This is a genomic window from Leptospira interrogans (assembly GCF_900156205.1).
In the GTDB taxonomy this organism is placed as follows: domain Bacteria; phylum Spirochaetota; class Leptospiria; order Leptospirales; family Leptospiraceae; genus Leptospira; species Leptospira interrogans.
In genome coordinates, this window is the sequence record NZ_FTNA01000002.1 from 104,043 (window position 1) to 123,459 (window position 19,417).

At 34.9% G+C, this 19,417-nt stretch carries 21 protein-coding genes; 13 read left to right on the forward strand and 8 right to left on the reverse strand.

Features of this window, described 5'->3' with window-relative positions:
• Nucleotides 1–26: 26 nt before the first annotated feature.
• The 4 genes from bioB to serB all read left to right on the forward strand — a co-directional run bounded on the left by bioB (nucleotide 27) and on the right by serB (nucleotide 3,274).
• The gene (gene bioB / locus BW942_RS02065) at nucleotides 27–1,082 is read left to right on the forward strand and encodes a biotin synthase BioB (protein WP_000921250.1); all 1,056 of its coding nucleotides are present in this window, start codon (nucleotides 27–29) and stop codon (nucleotides 1,080–1,082) included.
• 372 nt (nucleotides 1,083–1,454) lie between these two features.
• Nucleotides 1,455–1,631: a hypothetical protein gene (locus BW942_RS21360; protein WP_000875511.1), complete on the forward strand. Its 177-nt coding sequence runs from the start codon at nucleotides 1,455–1,457 to the stop codon at nucleotides 1,629–1,631.
• Between the two features lie 7 nt (nucleotides 1,632–1,638).
• A complete protein-coding gene (locus tag BW942_RS02070; protein WP_001051394.1) occupies nucleotides 1,639–2,385 on the forward strand; it encodes a GDSL-type esterase/lipase family protein in 747 nt (248 codons plus the stop codon).
• A gap of 7 nt (nucleotides 2,386–2,392) precedes the next feature.
• Nucleotides 2,393–3,274, forward strand: coding sequence for a phosphoserine phosphatase SerB (gene serB / locus BW942_RS02075; RefSeq protein WP_000927928.1), 882 nt, complete (start codon nucleotides 2,393–2,395; stop codon nucleotides 3,272–3,274).
• Here serB and mutS read toward each other — a convergent pair.
• Both mutS and BW942_RS02085 read right to left on the reverse strand, forming a co-directional pair.
• Entirely contained in the window at nucleotides 3,257–5,803 is a 2,547-nt protein-coding gene (mutS, locus tag BW942_RS02080; RefSeq protein WP_001047644.1) for a DNA mismatch repair protein MutS, read from the reverse strand. The genes serB and mutS overlap by 18 nt on opposite strands.
• Entirely contained in the window at nucleotides 5,800–6,441 is a 642-nt protein-coding gene (locus BW942_RS02085) for a phosphoribosylanthranilate isomerase (RefSeq protein WP_001984951.1), read from the reverse strand. Before BW942_RS02085 ends, mutS begins: the two co-directional genes overlap by 4 nt.
• A gap of 100 nt (nucleotides 6,442–6,541) precedes the next feature.
• Between BW942_RS02085 and BW942_RS02090 the strand changes: the two genes are divergently transcribed.
• Both BW942_RS02090 and BW942_RS02100 read left to right on the forward strand, forming a co-directional pair.
• Entirely contained in the window at nucleotides 6,542–6,817 is a 276-nt protein-coding gene (locus BW942_RS02090) for a hypothetical protein (RefSeq protein ID WP_000035409.1), read from the forward strand.
• Nucleotides 6,818–7,239: 422 nt separating this feature from the next.
• Entirely contained in the window at nucleotides 7,240–7,941 is a 702-nt protein-coding gene (locus BW942_RS02100) for a purine nucleoside phosphorylase YfiH/LACC1 family protein (RefSeq protein WP_000052874.1), read from the forward strand.
• On the opposite strand, the gene BW942_RS02105 is transcribed toward BW942_RS02100, so the two are convergent.
• The 4 genes from BW942_RS02105 to BW942_RS02120 are packed head-to-tail and all read right to left on the reverse strand — an operon-like array spanning nucleotide 7,938 to nucleotide 12,435.
• The gene (locus BW942_RS02105; RefSeq protein WP_000643584.1) at nucleotides 7,938–8,345 is read right to left on the reverse strand and encodes a response regulator; all 408 of its coding nucleotides are present in this window, start codon (nucleotides 8,343–8,345) and stop codon (nucleotides 7,938–7,940) included. The two genes, BW942_RS02100 and BW942_RS02105, sit on opposite strands and share 4 nt — an antisense overlap.
• A 16-nt stretch (nucleotides 8,346–8,361) precedes the next feature.
• Nucleotides 8,362–9,438: a 3-isopropylmalate dehydrogenase gene (gene leuB, locus BW942_RS02110; RefSeq protein ID WP_000799846.1), complete on the reverse strand. Its 1,077-nt coding sequence runs from the start codon at nucleotides 9,436–9,438 to the stop codon at nucleotides 8,362–8,364.
• 16 nt (nucleotides 9,439–9,454) lie between these two features.
• Nucleotides 9,455–10,675 carry an aspartate aminotransferase family protein gene (locus tag BW942_RS02115; RefSeq protein ID WP_000995952.1) on the reverse strand — a complete coding sequence of 407 codons (1,221 nt, stop codon included), beginning with the start codon at nucleotides 10,673–10,675 and terminating at the stop codon, nucleotides 9,455–9,457.
• Entirely contained in the window at nucleotides 10,672–12,435 is a 1,764-nt protein-coding gene (locus BW942_RS02120) for a phospho-sugar mutase (RefSeq protein WP_001015901.1), read from the reverse strand. The genes BW942_RS02115 and BW942_RS02120 overlap by 4 nt, the downstream gene beginning before the upstream one ends.
• 201 nt (nucleotides 12,436–12,636) lie before the next feature.
• On the opposite strand from BW942_RS02120, the gene BW942_RS20715 reads away from it, so the two are divergent.
• Both BW942_RS20715 and BW942_RS02135 read left to right on the forward strand, forming a co-directional pair.
• Nucleotides 12,637–12,903 (forward strand): hypothetical protein, encoded by a 267-nt coding sequence (locus tag BW942_RS20715; RefSeq protein WP_223809831.1) that lies wholly within the window; start codon nucleotides 12,637–12,639, stop codon nucleotides 12,901–12,903.
• Nucleotides 12,903–14,009: a pyridoxal phosphate-dependent aminotransferase gene (locus BW942_RS02135; RefSeq protein WP_000433715.1), complete on the forward strand. Its 1,107-nt coding sequence runs from the start codon at nucleotides 12,903–12,905 to the stop codon at nucleotides 14,007–14,009. The genes BW942_RS20715 and BW942_RS02135 overlap by 1 nt, the downstream gene beginning before the upstream one ends.
• A 126-nt stretch (nucleotides 14,010–14,135) precedes the next feature.
• Here the strand turns inward: BW942_RS02135 and BW942_RS02140 are convergent, their stop codons facing one another.
• Nucleotides 14,136–14,537, reverse strand: a complete 402-nt coding sequence (locus BW942_RS02140) for a hypothetical protein (RefSeq protein ID WP_001084748.1) — start codon at nucleotides 14,535–14,537, stop codon at nucleotides 14,136–14,138.
• Nucleotides 14,538–14,844: 307 nt separating this feature from the next.
• Between BW942_RS02140 and BW942_RS20720 the strand changes: the two genes are divergently transcribed.
• Nucleotides 14,845–15,228, forward strand: a complete 384-nt coding sequence (locus tag BW942_RS20720) for a hypothetical protein (RefSeq protein ID WP_001055033.1) — start codon at nucleotides 14,845–14,847, stop codon at nucleotides 15,226–15,228.
• 777 nt (nucleotides 15,229–16,005) lie between these two features.
• Here the strand turns inward: BW942_RS20720 and BW942_RS02150 are convergent.
• A complete protein-coding gene (locus BW942_RS02150) occupies nucleotides 16,006–17,049 on the reverse strand; it encodes a hypothetical protein (protein ID WP_000481833.1) in 1,044 nt (347 codons plus the stop codon).
• 145 nt (nucleotides 17,050–17,194) lie between these two features.
• On the opposite strand from BW942_RS02150, the gene rpmB reads away from it, so the two are divergent.
• The 4 genes from rpmB to BW942_RS02170 are packed head-to-tail and all read left to right on the forward strand — an operon-like array spanning nucleotide 17,195 to nucleotide 19,028.
• Nucleotides 17,195–17,479, forward strand: a complete 285-nt coding sequence (gene rpmB / locus BW942_RS02155; protein ID WP_000113840.1) for a 50S ribosomal protein L28 — start codon at nucleotides 17,195–17,197, stop codon at nucleotides 17,477–17,479.
• On the forward strand, nucleotides 17,427–18,125 hold the full coding sequence (gene nth / locus BW942_RS02160) for an endonuclease III (protein ID WP_001982194.1): 699 nt from the start codon (nucleotides 17,427–17,429) through the stop codon (nucleotides 18,123–18,125). The genes rpmB and nth overlap by 53 nt, the downstream gene beginning before the upstream one ends.
• Nucleotides 18,126–18,131: 6 nt before the next feature.
• On the forward strand, nucleotides 18,132–18,554 hold the full coding sequence (locus BW942_RS02165; protein WP_000451642.1) for an acyl-CoA thioesterase: 423 nt from the start codon (nucleotides 18,132–18,134) through the stop codon (nucleotides 18,552–18,554).
• A 6-nt stretch (nucleotides 18,555–18,560) separates the two neighbouring features.
• Nucleotides 18,561–19,028, forward strand: coding sequence for a peptide chain release factor family protein (locus BW942_RS02170; protein ID WP_000168246.1), 468 nt, complete (start codon nucleotides 18,561–18,563; stop codon nucleotides 19,026–19,028).
• The last annotated feature ends 389 nt before the right edge of the window (nucleotides 19,029–19,417 follow it).

Consider the following 19,417-nt stretch of genomic DNA (forward strand, 5'->3'; position numbering starts at 1 on the left):
CTCATTTGCTTGAATCTGTCTGCAGAATGCTCAAGACATCCGAAAAAATATTCTCCGAAACCCCTAGTATAATTACAAAAGAAGAAGGTTTAAAAATTCTAAACGGTGTCATTCCTTTAACTACCTGTTTAGATAAAGCGTTTCAAGAAAGAAATCGTTACTTCGAAAATAAAGTAAGAATTCATATTTTAGATAATATTAAAAATGGTTATTGTCCGGAAGACTGTGGTTATTGTGCCCAAAGAAAAAACGCAAACTCAGGCGTTCAGGAATACCCTATGAAATCCGAACAAGAGATTTATGAGGATGCTGTTCAGGCTAAAAAAAACGGAGCTTATCGTTTTTGTATGGTAACTTCTGGAACAGGGCCGAATCGTTTAACAACTGAAAAACTTGCTTCTACCATTCAAAGAATTACTGACGAACTCAACATGAAGGTTTGTCTTTCTGCGGGTTTGTTAGATATAGAAAAAGCTCAAGTTTTAAAAGAAGCTGGTCTAGATCGTTACAATCATAACCTCAATACTTCTGAAAATCATTATTCGGAAATCTGCGATACTCATACTTATTTACAAAGAGCTCAAACATTAGACTCGGTTTCTAAGGCTGGAATCGGAATGTGTAGTGGAGTGATTGTGGGAATGGGGGAGTCTTTTCAAGATATTGTGGATGTTGCTTTTCAACTAAAATCTTTTCGTGTAATTTCAATTCCAGTGAATTTTTTCATTCCAGTGAAAGGGCATACAATTAAAAATCCAAGCGTTTTAACTCCGGAACTTTGTGTAAGAATTCTTTGTATGTTTCGATTGATAAATCCGGATTCTGAAATTCGAATTGCGGCTGGAAGAGAAGGACATCTTAGAAGCCTTTCCGCAACAGCTTTGTTTGCCGCTAATTCCTTATTCTCTTCCGGTTATTTAAACGTAAAGGGGTCGGAGATTTTAGAAACGGTTGCAATGATCCGGGACGCCGGTTTTGTTCCTGAATTATCCAATGGGGAAATTCTTCCAGAAAATTTCGGCACGGAATCATTTTATTCTGAGAAAAATTTTCCCGAACTCTATAAATTTAAGAAATTTTAAAGATTTAAAAAATTTCAAAAAAAGTGGATTTTAATATTTTTTAAGCTTTCCCAGCAACTTTTTTTTATTAAATTGAGTCTGAGAACAATGTGGATTGTTATACACCGTTTCGTAATTTAAAATTCCAGAATTTGGATATGAAGTTGAGTTTAAACATGAAACACGATTTAGGCGAAGAAAGGTAAAATTCGATTTTCGAATGCGTTATGTGTCTTGTTGTTTGAATTTCGAAATGAAAAAAATTGAAAAAATAATATGGAAATGTCAGAATTAAAGTTATTCTTTTGGGATCTGAAAAAGGTTGTTCCCTTTTTTAGAATCGATTGAAAGCCTACATTGATCTAAAAATCTGGCATTACTGGAGTTTGATGAATGAAATATAAAATAGAAATCAATAAGCTGAAAAACGGTTACATAGAAGCTAAGCTAATTGATACTGCCTCCAACAATCCGATTGAGTTCCGAATCTGTGATTCTGAAGACTATCTTCAAGCACAAATCGCAGATTGGCACAAACGCTTTCACATGAAAGAACCGCAGGAGCAGTAGTTTATCTTTGGCAAAGTTTCTTTTTTCTATTTCTTTGCTTTTTCTTTTTACTTACTGTTCTTCCTTGATTAAGAAATCATATACGGACGATTATTCTAGTCCTAATTTTGAATGTTGGTCTGGATCCGGTTTTCGCGATTCCGAAACGTTCGGATTATACAAATCTGCATGGGCCGAGCTTCGAAATTTTTATAAAATTGAAAATCAGAAAATTAAATCTGCAAATATAGTCTTTGTAGGAGATTCTTTGATTCAATTGTTTCCCAAAGAGCTGATGGTCCAAGAATTTCCAGGTGCGGTTAATCGCGGTATTGGTGGAGATTTGACGGAAACTCTTCTGGAAAGAATAGAAGAAGACGTTTTAAGTTTAAATCCAAAAGTAATCGTTTTAGAGATTGGTGGAAATGATCTCATCCAAGGAAAATGTCTACATATTACAGAAACGAATTTAAATCGAATTTTAGAAAAAATTCTCAAGTTCAACCCGAATATAAAAATAGTTATTTTAGGAATTCCTCCTGTTCGGAATCAAACTGTAAATAGAGTTTCTCCCGTACTCAATCTTACCTGGATTTCTATCATTCGACCTTATAAGAATGTGGAATTTTTAGACGGTTGGCAATTCTTGAGAGAAAAGGATCGACCCGTTTTGGATTCGGAATTTTGGCCAGGCCAGGATAAAATTCATGTGAACGAAAAAGCATATCGAGCCTGGATTCATAAATTAAAACCGATACTTTTACCCTATCTTTAAGGTTCCCTTGCTTTTAGTTCTTACAGAAAAGCCAGAAGAAATTCGAAAAGAAATCCTATTAGGAATGGGGGGGGGGATTTCTTTAAAACCGGAAGAAACCTTTTTACTTTCTTCTTCTAAGATACGGAATAGAGGTTTTTGGAGTTGTATTGAATGGAAAATTCCACGTATCTTAGAACGTTCCGAATTACTTCAATTGAGAGAAACTTTTGCTAAAAAAAATACGGATTTGATTCAAGTGAATCGTTTGCTGGATCCTAAGGAAAAAAGTTTTTTCTCGTTTGATATGGATTCTACTTTGATTCGTCAAGAGGTTATAGACGAATTGGCAAGACTCGCTGGAGTTTATGAGGAAGTTGCTTCTGTAACCAAAGAGGCCATGGAAGGAAACCTAGATTTTCATGAGGCTTTAAAAAAGAGATGTATTTATCTAAAAGGTCTTTCTAGTTCTATTTTTACAGAATTATATCCTAAATTGGAATTGAATACTGGTGTAGAAAGACTTCTGAAAATATTAAAGGAAAATAATACTAGAACCGCAGTTTTTTCCGGAGGTTTTACGGATATTTTAGAAATGTTCCAAAAACAGTATGGAATAGATGAAGTTTATGCAAATATTTTAGAAAAAAAAGATGGAGAGCTTTCTGGAAACGTTCTTGGAGAAATCGTAGACAAAAATAAAAAATTAGAGTATTTAAAAACAATTCGAGACCGGGAAAAAATTCACCCTTCTCAAGTAGTGGCGATTGGTGACGGTGCAAATGATTCTTTGATGTTAAACGAAGCCGGAATTGGGATTGGTTTTCACGCAAAGGAAGGTTTAAAAAAGCAGATCGTAAACTGGATTGATTTTGCTCCTATGGACGTTCTTTTATTTTTGTTTCCTTAACTTCTTTTGAAAATCTTCCAAAGTTTTTAATGCTTCTATCGGAGTCATTTCTTCTAGTTTGAGTTTTAAAATGGATTCCTCTGTTTGTGAATTAAAATTTTTAGTTTCTGGTTCTGTAAATAGAGTAGGTTGTGCTTCTTGGATTTTAATTTCTTTTTTCTTGGATTCTAAATCGGTTAGTAGTTCTGCTGCCCTTTTTACAATTGGTTCTGGTACTCCCGCAATCTTTGCTACATAGATCCCAAAAGATTTTTTTGCCTTTCCCACTTTTACTTTTCGAAGAAATAAAACTCTATCTTCTTTTTCTAAAGTTTCTAGATAAAGATTGAATATTCCTCCTAAACGGGAAAGTTCCGTAAGTTCATGATAATGTGTCGCAAAGATGGTCTTAGGTCTTACGGACAAAGAAGATAGATATTCTAGAATAGACCAAGCGATGCTCATTCCGTCATAAGTAGAAGTTCCCCTACCTACTTCATCAAATAGAATTAAAGAATCCTCCGTATAATGATTGAGTATATTCGCGGTTTCTTTCATTTCTACGAAGAACGTAGATTCTCCTGCGGTGAGATTGTCTCCCGCTCCGATTCTAGTAAATAATTTATCTACAATCGGAAGTTTTGCAGATTTTGCGGGAACAAAGGCACCTATCTGAAATAAGATCTGATTGAGGGCGATTTGTCTCATAAACGTAGATTTACCCGCCATATTTGGACCTGTCAAAACTGCGATCGCTTTATCCTGAGTATCTAAATAAACGGAATTGGGAATAAATTCTTGACCAGGTGGAAGAGTTGCTTCTACAACTGGATGTCTAGAGTCGTTCAGATCTAAAGAACGATCTTCGGAAAGTTTTGGGCGAATCCAGCCAAACTTGTCTTTGGCGGTTAAAAGCGAAATTTGAAAATCTAAATCTCCAATTTCTTCTGAAAAAGAAAGAAGTGAAGATGAAAATTTTAAGACTTCTTCCACCATTCGATTGAATTCCGTTCTTTCAATTTCTTGTATGATTTCATCTGCTTCCAGAATGGTTCTTTCTATCTCTTCTAACTTAGGCATTGTAAAACGTTCACTTCCTACGAGTGTTTGTTTTTTGAGATAATCTTTAGGAGCTTGTTCCGCTTGAGCCCTGGAAATTTCTATAAAATATCCTACGATTTTATTATAACGAATCTTTAGTGTATTTAAACCGGTTCTTTTTTTCTCTTTCGTTTCAAGATCTAAGATCCAATCTTTTCCTTTGACTCCAGCTTCTCTGGCCTGATCTAGTTTTTGAGAAAATCCTTTTTTTAGAAAGATACCGTTTCCTAAAATCACCGGTAGATCGTCTCCCGGATGTAGGCGTTCCTGGATAAAATCAGAAATTTTTTTTAATTCTTCGATCGGGATCAAGAATGGATAAGAAACTTTTTCCAATTCTTCTTTTAATTTTATACCTGAAGAAATTGAGTTTAATAAGGAACGAAAATCTCTAGGGTATGCGTGGTTTCCTCTAAAACGTGTTAGAATTCTTTCCAAATCTCCGAAGTCTTTTAATGCGGTGATATAAGGGGCTAATACCGTTTTTAAAAGAATATCTTGTTTTTCCCAACGAGAATAAAGAACAACAGGATCACATTCCGGAAATAATATCCTTTGTTTGAGCAGTCTTTTTCCTTTTGCAGTATTGCAAAAATTGAATATAGAATAAAGAGTGTTGTTCTTTTCTTTTTCGTTTTCTACAAGTTCCAAATTACGAATCGTTTCCCGATCCATTTCTAGAAATTTTCCAGAGCTCAGTATTTTAGGTTCTCTAAGAACCAGTTTGTTATCTCTGTATGTTTCTCGGATATATTCGTTTAAATATTTTGAAAGGACCTGAAACGAATCTTTTTCGGAAGTTTCTATTTGGTTTTTTAAAACCGTGAATTCTCTATTTTTAAAATATTCTAATTCTTGAAAGAAAGTATGTTCAGATTTTGGAACACAAATTTCGGAAGGTTTAAACTTTTCTAATTCGGCTATTAATCTTTCCAGACCGGTAACTGAGACAGAAGAATAAAACACTTCACCAGTCGAAAAATCGGCGATAGCAAAGTAAATTAGACTTTTTTTAAGATGTAATACTGCTAAATAATTGTTTTGAAAACCTGAAAGAAGATTTTCTTCAATTACCGTTCCAGGTGTGATAATCCGAACCACGTCCCGAGTCATCAATTTAGAACCCGCTTCTTCCGGTTTAGATTGTTCACAAATAGCAATCTTTTTTCCTGCGTTTAAAAGACGGGATATATAATTATCTTTGGAATGATAGGGAATTCCGCACATTGGCACTGCATTTTGTCTTTTGGTGAGTGCAATGTCTAAAATCGAGGAAGCAATTTTAGCATCCTCTAAAAACATTTCGTAAAAATCTCCCATCCGAAAAAAAAGAATTGTATCCGGGAAATCCTTTTTGATCGCCAGGAATTGTTTCATCATAGGTGTATTGAGAGCATCCGCTAAATCGCTCCAATATTCTGCCGAAGTTGCTGTACTTTCCAAATTCATGATGTAGATTTTACGTTCCTGATAAATTGAATTACTTTTTGTGGATCTTTGATTCCTGGAGAAGATTCTACTCCACTGGCAACGTCTACTCCGAACGGTTTTACGATTTCAATCGCATTGACTACGTTAGACGGATCTAAACCTCCAGCTAAAAGAAACTTTCTTTTAACTTTGGAAATCAATTCCCAATTGAATGTTTCGCCAGTTCCGCCCCCCACACCTTTAGAATAACTATCTAAGATTAAAAACTCCGCTTCAATGTCTTTTAAATCCTGATCATGAATCTGAGTTTGGACTCTATAAGAACAAATTTGTCGTTTGTATAAAAGTTTTTTCCGATTGATTAAGGGGTCGTCCCAAACCCATTGAACTAAATCGTGATCTAATACCGATGTAATGGACTCAATTTCTTCGAATGAATTTTGATAAAACAAAAGTACAATTTCGGGAGAATTTTTTTCCGATTTATAATATTCCACGATTTTTTGAGCGTTTGAAAGTTCGATCTTTCTAGGACTACTCGATACGAAATTGAATCCGATGTAATCGGCTCCTTCTTCTTTGCAAATTTTTGCAATTTCTAGGTCTTTAATTCCACAGATCTTGACCTTTGTTTTTTGCAAAGAATTCGTTATCATGATCCAATCTTCCAAAGGGGTTTCTTTAGATCACGTACTTTAAACGGGAATGCAGGTGGATTCATAAACTTTATCTATAAGTTTTATGAAATACGATTGATTGGCTCCTCTTTATGGATGGGGAACGAAATCTGTTTTCGTAATTGGTTCGATTGCATCAATCTCGCAGTTTATCTTTTTGAATTTTTGGCAAGTTGTTTTGAATTCTGAGAATCCGAACACCATTGGAAGCGTTTCATTCTCGGCGAAGTTTGGTGATCGGTCTGATATTTTTTATGAAGGAACTTTTCGTAGATCGCCTCGACTTCCAAATCGGTATACAATTTTATCTCCTTTCTTTTTTATTTTTGCGGCGAGGTGCAAAAACGAAGACTAAAATCGTTAAAATCAAGATATTCCTCAAAAATCTGTTTTTCCATTTTTAAAAAAGTCGCGTTGCAAATAAACTTTGAAAAAAGGAATGATCGATTGTCAACGAAATCGTGTTATAGCTTCCGTCGTAGTGTCTGTAATCTCAGGTTTATGGATCGTGACACCGATCGTTTCGGATAAACTAAAACAGACGGCTTCGATTACTTTAGAACTTGTCCCAAAACCGTCCAATGTAGGAACTTACTGCAAAAATTTAACGACATTAGAACTGCTCGAAAGTTCGCAAATTGCCAAATGCAACCTAAAATGTAGGAACTACTGCATTTTATTAGAAATTTCTAAAGAATTATCGTGTAAATTCTTTGAGGTTTTAGGACAAGCTTTTAATACTCGCCGGTTTGAGTTAAAGATTTACTTTTGGAATCAATGTCTCTTATTCGATCGTTCCCGCTTACAAACCGAGAAAAGATCAAAATTCTTATCCTTGGGAAAAAGGAACTCCCCCTGGTTTCTATGGAGGTGCAAACACAAAGGTCCGAAATTTCGAAACGGATTGGTGTTTCGGAATCTTCCGTTTATCTTTTGAATCAGGTTCACGGTGACGGAGTTGTTGATCTGAGAACTTCCAAGAATCTTTCTTTTCCGGAAGGAGATGCGTGGATCGGAGAAGAGTTGAATCAAATTTTATGTATTAAAACTGCGGATTGTATGCCTTTATTTTTTTGGTCTACTCAAAGCCCTAAGTTTGTAGCAATTCATTCCGGTTGGAAAGGAACCTTGGCTGGAATTACAGAAAAAACTTTAAAACGTTCCTTTTCAGATTCTATTTTAAAAGAAGGTTCACTTGTAGGTTATCTAGGACCTTATGCAAGTGGTCTAAGATATGAAGTAGGTGAAGACGTAGCTTCTTTGTTTCGAAAAGAATTTTCGGATTGTTTGAGAAGGGACAAAGAAGGTAAAATTTTACTCGATTTAGAATCCTTTCTCAAATTTCGTTTGGAGAAGAATGGAATTCGAGTTTTACTTCAATCTGATAAAATTTGTACTTTAGAAGAAAATTCAGATTTCTTCAGTCATCGTAAAAAAGAAGTAGGAAGAAATCTGAATTTGATTTGGAAAGAAGGTTAGACCTTGGGAACTTTTTTGATCGCTGCGTTAACTTTTTCCAAGATTTTTTCCCGTTTAATCGGTTTTGGAATATAATCCATTGCACCTTCGTCTATAAGATTTTTTAAAACGGCGGGGGTATTCTCTTCGGAAACGATTACAATTCTGGGAAGAACTCCTTTTCCTTTAATTTCAAAAAAGGTCGCATAACCGTCCATTACTGGAAGGTTTAAATCCAATGTAATTAAATCTACAAGTCTGTGTTCATCATAGAGTTTGACGAGTTCCTTTCCGTTCTCTGCAAACCCAATCACCTGATAACCTTCCGATTCCAAAATCTGGGCCAACTGTTTTGCTTGGAATCTGGAATTTTCTGCGATCAATACTTGATACGGTCTTCCGTTGGGAGCTACACCTGCTTTCATATTTTTTTACCTCTTTTTAGAGAAAGGATTCGATCAATTGACCGATTTCTTTAGTTCCTACGATCGTAGATCCTACTTCCGCTATGTCTCTGGTTCTTTTTCCGGAGGCAATCGTTTTACGCACGGCGGTTTCTATCTTGTTTGCTTCTTCTTCCATAGAAAAAGAATAACGTAACATCAACGCCGCACTCAATACTTGAGCAATCGGATTTGCCACTCCTTTTCCGGCTATGTCCGGCGCAGAACCACCAGAAGGTTCATACAATCCAAATCCAGATTCGGAAAGAGAGGCAGAAGGAAGCATTCCGATTGAACCAGTAATGATGGAAGCCTCGTCCGAAAGAATATCACCAAACATATTCTCACAAAGAACCACGTCGAATTGTTTCGGATTTACGATTAACTGCATCGCCGCATTGTCCACATAAAGATGATTCAATTGGACGTCTGAAAATTCTTTCTTATGCAATTCGATTACTACTTCCTTCCAAAAAACGGAAGTAGTCAAGACGTTTGCTTTATCGATACTAGTCACTTTATTATTTCTTTTTCTGGCCGCCTGGAATGCGACTTTAGCAATCCTTTCGATTTCTCTTCTGGAATACTTCATCGTGTCGTATGCAAATTCTTCCTGACCTGATCCTTCTCTTCCTTTTGGTTGTCCGAAATAAATTCCTCCGGTTAACTCTCTTAATATGAGAATATCTAATCCGTTTCCAATAATATCAGAACGAACTGGAGAAGCATTTTTCAACTCTGGATAAATGATCGCAGGTCTTAAATTTGCAAATAGATCAAAATGTTTTCTCAAAGGTAGAAGTGCTCCTCGTTCCGGTTGTTTTTCCGGAGGGAGTGTTTCCCATTTAGGACCTCCCACACTTCCGAAAAGAATTGCGGAAGATTCTTCACATAGTTTAAGAGTTTCCGGTGGAAGTGGGTGTCCGGTTTTATCGATTGCGATTCCACCTACAAATCCTTCTTTAAATTGAAACTCGGAAACTTTTGCACCGAGAGCCTTTTTCAAAACGGAGATGGCTATCTCCATGACTTCCGGTCCGATTCCGTCTCCGGAAAGTACTGCTACATTCTTCATTCTTTTTTAGATCCTTTTAGTTTTGTTTGAGTACGGATTCTAAGATGTCTAATCCTTGATTTAAAAAATCTGTCGAAATTGTAAGTGGAGGCATAATCCGAACTACGTTATCCGCCGTTGCATTGACTACGAGCCCTGCGGACAAACAGGCTTCCGCAATTGGTTTGGAAGGAACTTTCAATTCAAGTCCGATGTGAAGTCCTTTTCCTCTTACTTCTGAAATCACTGGATATTTTTCCTGCATTTCTCTCAGTCTTGTAAAAGCAATGTCAGAGCAAATATTTACGTTGTTTAAAATTTCTCTGGTTTGAATGATACGAATCGTTTCATAAGCGACCGCAGCAGCCAAATGATTACCTCCAAATGTGGAGCCGTGAGATCCTTGCGTAAAAAGGTCCTGATATTTTTCTCCTACAATCAAAGCGCCGATTGGAAATCCAGATCCGAGCCCTTTGGCAAGTGTCATTGCGTCTGGACTAAAACCCATCGTTTCAAATGCGAATAACGTTCCAGTTCTACCCATTCCGGTTTGGATTTCGTCGAAAATTAGAAGCGCTTCGTTTTCTTCTGTTAGTTCTCTGGAAAGTGTAAGGAAATTTCTAGATAAAGGTATAATTCCACTTTCGCCTAAGATGGGTTCTTCGATTAAGGCTACGATTCTTCCCTGGTATCTTTCGAATGCAGCTACAAGGGCTTCGTCGTTGTTCGGTTCTATAAATTCGATTCCTTTTAGAAGTTCTCCATAACCTTTTCTGATTTTATCTTGTCCGGTTAAACTCATACCCGAAACGGATCTTCCGTGAAAACTTTTTTCCAAGGAAAGGATGATAGGATCTACGATACTTTTTGAATATGCGTATTTTCTTGCGAGTTTAAACGCTCCTTCGATCGCTTCGGTTCCTGAATTGGTTAAAAACACTTTTCCAGGAAAAGAGTTTAATATGAGAAGTTCTGCAAGTTTTGAAGCTTCTTCAGAATAAAATAGATTGGAAGTGTGAAATAATTTATCCGCTTGGGAACGGACTACTTCTATGATGTCAGGATCTGCGTGCCCTAGGTTTGTAACCGCAACTCCGCAATGGAAATCAATATATTGTTTATTATCAAAATCGAATAGAAGTTCGTTAACTCCATAACGAAACGCTACGTCGTATCTTGCATACGTATTGAGTAGATAATGATCCGCTAATTCTTTTGTGTGTTGAAAAAGTTCTTTGTGGATGTCTGCGTCATTCATGAGAGCCCCGCCAGTTGTAAAAATATTTCTTCGGAAGTTTTGATTTCAGAAAGAAGATCTTTGGTAAGTATTTTAATTTCTTCTTTGGACTTAGGAGCTTTTAGGCTTTGAAAGGAAGAATAAATTTTAATTTTAGGTTCCGTTCCGGAAGGTCGGATTGTGAGTTTTGCATTTCCTTCTAAAATGACTTGAATCACGTCCGATGAAGGACAACCAGAAAACGCGGATTTGGAAGCGTTTCCTTTGGCGATCTGAGTTTTATAATCGAGAATTCCGGTAATTTTTCTATGATGAATTTTTTTTCCTAACAAATCTAGGGTTCGTAGAGATTCCAAAGACTTACGGATTTTTTCTTTACCGGCACTTCCTTCTAAAGTAAGTGATTTGAGACTTTCTTGAAAAAGACCGTATTTAAGATAAATCTCGTCCATATAATTGAAAAGATCTTTTTTTTCTGTAAGAATTTCTAAAAGTAATAAAGCAGAAGAAAGTGAATCCTTATCCCTCACAAAAGAGACCGGAAGATAACCAAAAGATTCTTCTCCTCCGAATAAAAAGAAATCGGTTTTACTTTTATCAATTTTTGCCATCACTTGCGCAATGAACTTGAATCCGGTTAATACGTTTTTATATTTTACCTTGTTTTTTTTAGCAATGTTCTCTTGTAAATCTGTGGTAACGATCGTTTTTACTAAAACTGCCTTTTTCTTTTTTTTACCTGCGGAATAAGCTTCGCATAAATAAGCGGCCATGATGGAACCGATCTGATTTCCATTAAACAAAACGTATTCTCCGTTTTCGTTTTTGACGCCGATTCCAAGTCTATCTGCGTCTGGATCGGTCGCGATAAAAGCGTGGGCGTTTTTTTGGATCGCAAATTTTTTGGAAAGTTCCATCGCTTCTGCTTCTTCTGGGTTTGGATATTTAACCGTAGGAAATTCTCCATTTGGATCTTTTTGTTCTGGAACTAAAAATACGTTTTTATATCCGAAACTATTTAAGAGTTCTTGCATGCTTTTTCCGCCAGTTCCATGTAACGGAGAATAAACGATTTTCAAAGCAGTACGATCTTTTGGTTTTAGGGAAATAGAAAGAATTCCAGCTTTAGAAAGATCTTTCTTATAAGAAGTAAAACAATCCTTTCCGGCAAATTTTACCATTTTTTTGTAAATTGGATCTTTTGTAGAAAGAATTGGAATTTGTTTCCAATCGGTGATAGATTCTATTTTAGAAATGATCTTTTGATCGTCTGGAGGAACAAGCTGACCTCCGTCTGAAAGATACGCCTTAAAACCGTTATACTCTGGAGGATTGTGAGAGGCGGTAATTACTACACCTCCGCTTGCTTTGTAATAACGAATTGCATAAGAAAGAATCGGTGTGGGAGTTACTTCTTTAAATAGAATAACTTTGACTCCTAAGTAAGCTGCAATCCCAGCGGTAACTTCCGCAAATTCTTTAGATCTTCTTCTAGAATCGTAGGCGATTACGATAGAAGCCTTTTTGTTTTTTTTAGAAAGATAACTTATAAATCCAAGTGCTGCACGACCAACGGTAAATTCGTTCATCCTTCCGATTCCGTTGCCTAACTTTCCACGCATTCCTCCGGTTCCAAATTCGAGAGGAATTGAAAATGCTTCTACTTCTGGACCAGACTCTCCTCTAGAAAATTTTTCAAGTGCAAGATTTGCTTCTTTGCGAACCGTATTTGGAAAAGGCTCCTGAGTCCAAGGAAGAATAAAAGATTCGAGATGATTCATAAAATTTAAAAGAATTCCGATTTAATATTTTAAGAGGATTAAAATTCATAAAAATCGGCTTTCTTTTGAGGTTCAACCTTAATTTTAGCCGATCTTAGAAGTATGGAATCTTACGAATTTGGTCAGGATGAAAACAGAGAATTTTTGAGATTGAGTAGAGTTCTAAAGCTTGCATCATTTTCTTTTTTTAGTCTTTCCGGAGTGGCTTTTTTTTCTGCGTTTGTTTCTATCGAAACCGGCAAATTGGTTTTGTTTCTGGTTCCAGGGATTTTATTTTTACTGTCTGGGATTTGGAGTTATAGCGCTGGGATTTCTTTTCAAAGAATCACGGATACAAAAGGAGAAGATTTGGATTTTTTACAAATCGGTCTTCGTAGTTTACGGATTCATTTTTGGATTCAGATTTCTTTTGGATTTTTTGCAATTCTATTTCTTTTAGGAGGGGCCATTCTTGTCATTGTATCCTAATGGAACCAAGTGAATTTTGGATCGAAGAAAGGCTCGAAAAATATAGAAAGATTGCTCCCTGCAATTTAGGAGAAAGTGGGATTCGAAATGTCACGTTAGGCGAATTGCTTTCTAATTTAAATCTTTCCATTGACGTTTTAAATTCTATTTCTTTAGAAGATTCTCCCAATCGAGGAGATTTTACTCTTAGAAGTGAAATTGCAAAACTTTATCCAGGTTTAGACGCGGATCGTGTTTTGGTTACAACTGGAACCGGAGAAGCACTTTACATTTTATTTCATATCCTTTGTAAAAAAGATTCCGTAGTTTCTTATTTTTCTCCCGCATTTCAAGCGTTATACGAAATACCTAAGATGATAGGGGCAAAACTCGAACCAGTCTCTTTATTAAAAAATTTAGAGAAAAATTCCATACTAGACTCTTCCGTGTTCGAATTATTTGAAAAAGGAAAGGATTTAGTAATTTTCAATCATCCGCAAAATCCTAGTGGTTTAAGTTTGGATTTAAATTCGATCGAAACAATTCGTAAAATGGCGCATTTACATAAAGGTTGGATTCTTTTTGATGAACACTATCGGTTTTTAGATTTTCAAAATGATCTCGGTTGGACTGGCGCCGGGCTTACGGAACACACGGTAAGTACTGGTTCGATTACAAAATGTTTTGGAGTGATGGGGCTTAGAATCGGCTGGATGACCGGACCCAAAGAACTGATTGAAAAAGCGAGATCCTTCAAAGATTATCTAACTCATACGGTTTCTCCAATTTCCGAGTTTTTGACCCTTCAAATTTTACAAAATCGAACACATTTAGTTAATCCTATCAAAACATCTATTTTAAATAATATTCGTTTTTTTGAAAGTATTTGGAAACAACTTCCCGGTTTAGAATGTTTTACAAGACCTGGAGGAGGAGTGGTTTCTTTTGTAAAACTAAAAAAAGGAATTTTTTCTTCTCGTTATGCGGATCTTTTATTGGATCAGTGTGGGGTTTTTGTACTTCCTGGATGTGATTTTGAATGTGAAGGTTGGATTCGAATCGGTTTTGGAGAAACCAACGAACGTTTTCAAGCCGGAATCGAAAGATGGAAAAGTTTGAGTTTGTAATGAGAAGTATATTAGAGTTTTTGAAAATTTGATAGTAGGCTAACAAGACTGCTTCAATCCGTCCATTTCAATACAACAGAAACAAACGGAAATTCATTTTTCAATAACTCTATTCTTAAATAAAATTTAAATCGATTCTTTTGAGTTTGAGATTATGTGTGAAATTTCAAATTCCCAGAGTTGGGATTGGTTTCGCATTGGTGAATTGACAGGAAGTAAAAGTAAGTTTTTGATCCATTTTATAAATTCAGGAACGGTTTTGGATTTTATGATTTCCCCTGCAGCATATGCCGATTCTGTTGGAACAGCTCCTATCACGATATAAAGTCGTTCATGATTTATATTTACGTTTGGAGGCCAAAAATGAATCCTAAAATTGGCGGGATTGAAAGAATAGTTAAGAATGGTTTCAGTATTGATTTCTGCAGAATCGTAGGCCGCAATCAATTCGGAAGTTTTCAGCGGGTAACTAAAACCTCTAGGGATTTTTTCTCTTTTAATTGTTAAAAAATTTGGAATTGAATTCATGTTATTTTTTTTACCCAATTGAAAGAGTGTCAAAGCTAAAATTTTTGAAGAATATTTCTATATGCTATTAAACTAAAATTGAATCTTAGATTTTTTCTAAAAAGTAATATTTACTTTACGTCTTTAATTGAAAATTTGTTCTGAATTTTTAAAATATAGGGGCTAGATTTTTACTAATCTTTATAAAATTGAGTGCCATAAATTTTTTATTATAAAGACCTGTTTTTAATGTAAAAACTAGATATTTTATTATATAGTCCTAAGTAAAAAGTCGTTACTGATTTATTTGAAGTCACATTGAAACTAAATGAACTTAGTAAAAACAGAATACTTTAGAGATCTCGATAAATTGATTACTGAATCAATATTTGTCGGTAATGGTATTATTGATTTTGAAAGCGAGAGAAGGGAGAATATGCTGACAATAAGCATATCTTTTGAAATTGCTAAAGAGTGTAAAGTATCCGATTTTTTAGTTTTTTTTAAAAAGTTAGTCGAGAATAGGAAAAAGCAACTAGAACCTTATTTTAATAGGCGTATGATATTTTACGTTTGGTTTGATGAACAAGCTGCTCAACTTCGATTCAATTGTATTTCTGCAGAACACAAAATACCACCTTTTAATGTTGAAATCAAACTGGTAGCATTAGACGAAATTATTACTGATTTCTTAAATTCGAAATACCTATAGAAGGTATACCATTAGAAGGATGTTCATTACTAAATCATGAATTAGAGGAACAAAAAACGATAGATGTTATTTTGAAAATATACTATAAACTGTTATGATAATTTCCGTTCTTACATATTTATAACATTAGACACAATATCTGATTTTTTATTTTAAAATGAGCTAAAAACTTTTTAAAATTAACATATCCCTGGTGATTTTTCTGAAATATTAAAAAATGTTCTATTAGTGAATGATTCTCAAGAAAACCTTTATAAAAGGAATTTTAATTTATTAATATTTTATGTAGAACTTTATTTTGGGTTTTTAGATTTTATAAGTTCATTTTTTAAATAGAGTTGTTGAAAAATTCCATAGTGACGATTAATAAAACTGCTTCAATTGCCGGTTTTCATAAAATAGAAATAGATGGAGAATTAATTTTTCAACAATTCTAATGAAGTTTGATGCGAATGCTTTCATTCAAAGTTTTTTAAAAATAATTAGAATCTATCTAGACAATACTTTATTTTTATTTAAAATGCCGATTTTACTACCCGGACGCATGAAAATAGTACTAAAGTTATTACGGCCGAATTTACGAAAAAAATAGTGGCACTTAAAAATACTACGAATTCAGGATTTACGGCATTTTAAAGCAGGGCTAAAATATTCAAATTTTTGAAACAATCTAACCCGAGTATTCTATTCATGTGTCCGAGTAGTAATTTTTCTAATACATTTTTTAGATAACTGATAGAAACATACAAACTTTCGTGAATCTAAAATGGTTAAATTTTAAAATCCTTTCAAAACTCGATTTGCCAAAATAATTGGGTGATATGTTAAGATTGCTCTTTGAAAAAATTGTGCGTTTAAAAACTGACTTTTTAAACTAAATTTTTTTCCACCTACTTGAATCAGTTCAGAATTGAGAAGTTCTTGGGTTTCGGTTTCGATTTTAAAGCGAATTTCCTTATTTAAGATTTTAAAAACTTGTTCTTTAGAAGAACTTCTCCATTGAAATTCGCTTGGAAATAAATTGCGTTCTTTCAGCCAAAGTGGAAGATTCTTTTTTTCTAATTTAGAAGGAAAGAATGTGCCTAAATAATACAATTCAGGGTTTTCCAAATCTATATTTTTATCTGAAGTTTCTCTTAAATAACCCAGGGCATAAAGGTCACAAAAAGCTATTTCTGGAGAATAGGTTTCTTCATAAAATTCTTGTTTAGAAAAAGAAGACGCCTTTGCAGCTATAAACCGAAGTTTAATTTTTTGAGAACCTCCAAAAGGAATCCAAAAAAGAGGAAGTGAAGATTTCCATTTTTCCCAGGGAAAGGTTTCTTCCCAATAGATCAAAGAATGTAGATACAAACGATATGGGTTGGGTGATGCTGCGCTTAGTAGATCAGTGGAATTTTGCAAATCATTTGTATTGGGTTTTTCTTTAGAAAAAATTTTTTTCCAAGGTTTTTTATTCAAAATATGTAATGAACTTTTAAAAAGTTTCCAAAATGGATACTTCGTCTGTCCTGGAAAACGAGAACGAAGCGTTTGTCTCATAAGAATCTTTTTTTTTCCTCCTGCAAATGAGGCCGATTCTATTTCCATATCGGATGTAAAGTAGGAAGGAGTTCCATTTTTTAAGGGAAGATTTGTTTCGTAGAGAAGATGCTGAAACTGTCTTGGATCTACGATTTGTTCCTTGGTAAATTCTTCGTTTAAAATCGGTTGAAGTTTTCGTTCGATTCGAACCCTTTTACTTTGAAAAAAAGGGAGAACGTTGACATTCCAAATTCGATCTAACCGAAATTGAAAGTTTGTAAGAAAAATATTGAACATCGAGACAAGTTTGTTTGGCAGTCTTTTTAGGAGTGGGAAGATTCTCCACTGAAAAAAGAAAAAAGTCAGTTAAAATTCAGCGGAAATGCCAGAAAATCGGCAGAAAGATTGACAGGTAAGAGAGAACATCAATTCTGTCCTTACTATGGCCAGAAGATGTGAAGTAACCGGGAGAGGCACAGTCTCTGGGAACAATGTTTCCCATTCCCATATCAAAACAAGAAGAACCTGGAAGGTGAATCTGATCAAAAAAAGAATTTTTTTGGAAGATGAAAACCGCTGGGTTACAATCCGTCTTTCTACCAGAGCTCTTAGAACTCTGAGAAAAAAAGGAATTAAGGCCGCCATCAAAGATAATGGTGGATCCTTGGGCGTTCTTGCTCCGAAAAAATACGCAGGAATCACAAAACAGGCACCTAAAAAAGCCTGATCCTGCGTTTCTAAAATGGTTTTCCCGAATTTTTTCTCTTTTAAGAAAAGAATTCGGGGAAGTCTCTACACCTCTTCACTTTCAAAAAGATTATGAACTTGCGATTGCGGTCATTTTATCCGCTCAATGTACGGATGAACGAGTCAACCAAGTTACTCCCGCCCTTTTTAAAGCCTTTCCTACATTAGAATCCTTTGCCAGTTCCGATTTAAAAACTATTGAAACCCTCATTTTTTCTACGGGTTTTTATAGAAATAAAGCAAAGTCTATCCAAGGTTTTGCAAAGAAATTGTTAAACGACTTCGACGGTAAAATTCCAAAAACAATTCCAGAACTGATCACACTTCCTGGTTTTGGTCGTAAAACTGCAAATGTGGTTTTATCGGAAGTTCACGGACTTGTAGAAGGAATTGTAGTAGATACTCACGTAAACAGGCTTTCAAAAGTTCTAGGACTTACTACTAAAAACGATCCGGTTCAAGTGGAGAAGGATTTAATGTCCCTTCTTCCGGAAAAATATTGGAGGGATATTTCTTTGTATTTGATTTTTTTAGGAAGAAAAAGTTGTAAGGCGCATCGTAGATTTTGCGAGGATTGTATCTTAAAAAAAGATTGCCCATCGTCTTCTATTATATCAGGAGTTTAGAATATTATGGAAGTATTTATCGATCAGAAGTTAGAAGGAATGGAACTTGCTACTCAACATATCGTGATGTCCAGGGATCTAAATCAACACGGTTTTCTTTTCGGAGGGCAAATGCTTGCCTGGATCGACGAAGGTTGTGCCATGTTTGTTATGGAAAAAATACGTTATTCGAACATAGTAACCGTAAGTATGGCAGACGTCGTATTTAAAAGTCCCGGTTTGTTAGGCGATATTATTCAGATTTTTTCTAAAATCGATAAAATAGGAAATAGTTCGATCACAATTCGAAATACTTCCATTGGTAAAAGTCAAAGTAGAAAAGAGCTGAAAGAAATTATAGATTGTAAGATTACTTATGTTTGTCTGGATGAAAATGGAAAACCGTTTCCTTATTTTAAAGATCATTTTGAACTTCAGGATTTGAAGTAATTTTTTATGGCTTCTCGTTTTCCGGTTTCTGTAGAAAAAGAATCCAAACTTCTTGAACTCATGGAAATTCTTCAAATCAAAGAAACCGAATTAGAAGAAAGTTTTACAAGAAGTGGGGGTAAGGGCGGACAAAACGTAAATAAAGTTTCAACAGCGGTTCATCTCAGACACAAACCAACCGGAATCGAAGTTAAATGTTCCCTTTATAGAACTCAAGGTTTAAATCGTTATAAAGCGAGAGCCATTCTCTGTGAAAAAATTCAAGATTTCAATCATAAGAATTTGGGGATTATAAGTGAAGATCAAAAAAAATTGATTCGTAATAAACAAAAAGATTCTAAACGAAAGAAAGAAAAGTATTCTAGAAAAAATCAGAGTTTTTCTACTGTTTCTTTAGAAGAGGATAAAAATTTTGAAGTCGAATGGAAAGAAGTCAAAAACGAAGAAGAAAGACGTTCGACGGAACCTGATTGATAAAGATTAGAATGAATAGAGTTGTTGGAAAATGAATCCTTCATTTGTTTCTGTTTTATGAAAACGGTCGATTAAAACAGTTTTGTCAATTGCCACTATGGGATTCTGGAACAACTCTAATATATGATTGTATCAGGAGTTGTTCCAAAATCTTAGAATGAATTGTAGTGTATTGTATGATTTATAGCTTTTTAGAATTCTTTTTGTTATTATAATTTTGTATGAGTTTCCTACAGTTTTGTAAAATGAAAGTGTCTCGCTTTCTGAATGCCGATCCTTAGAGAGGCATTCACTGAGTTTTCTAGTTCGCGTTTGAACTCAATAAAACGAGTCGCGTTTTAAGTGCTCGAAATACTCAGCAAACTTTAGATTTGGGATAGACTCAGAGT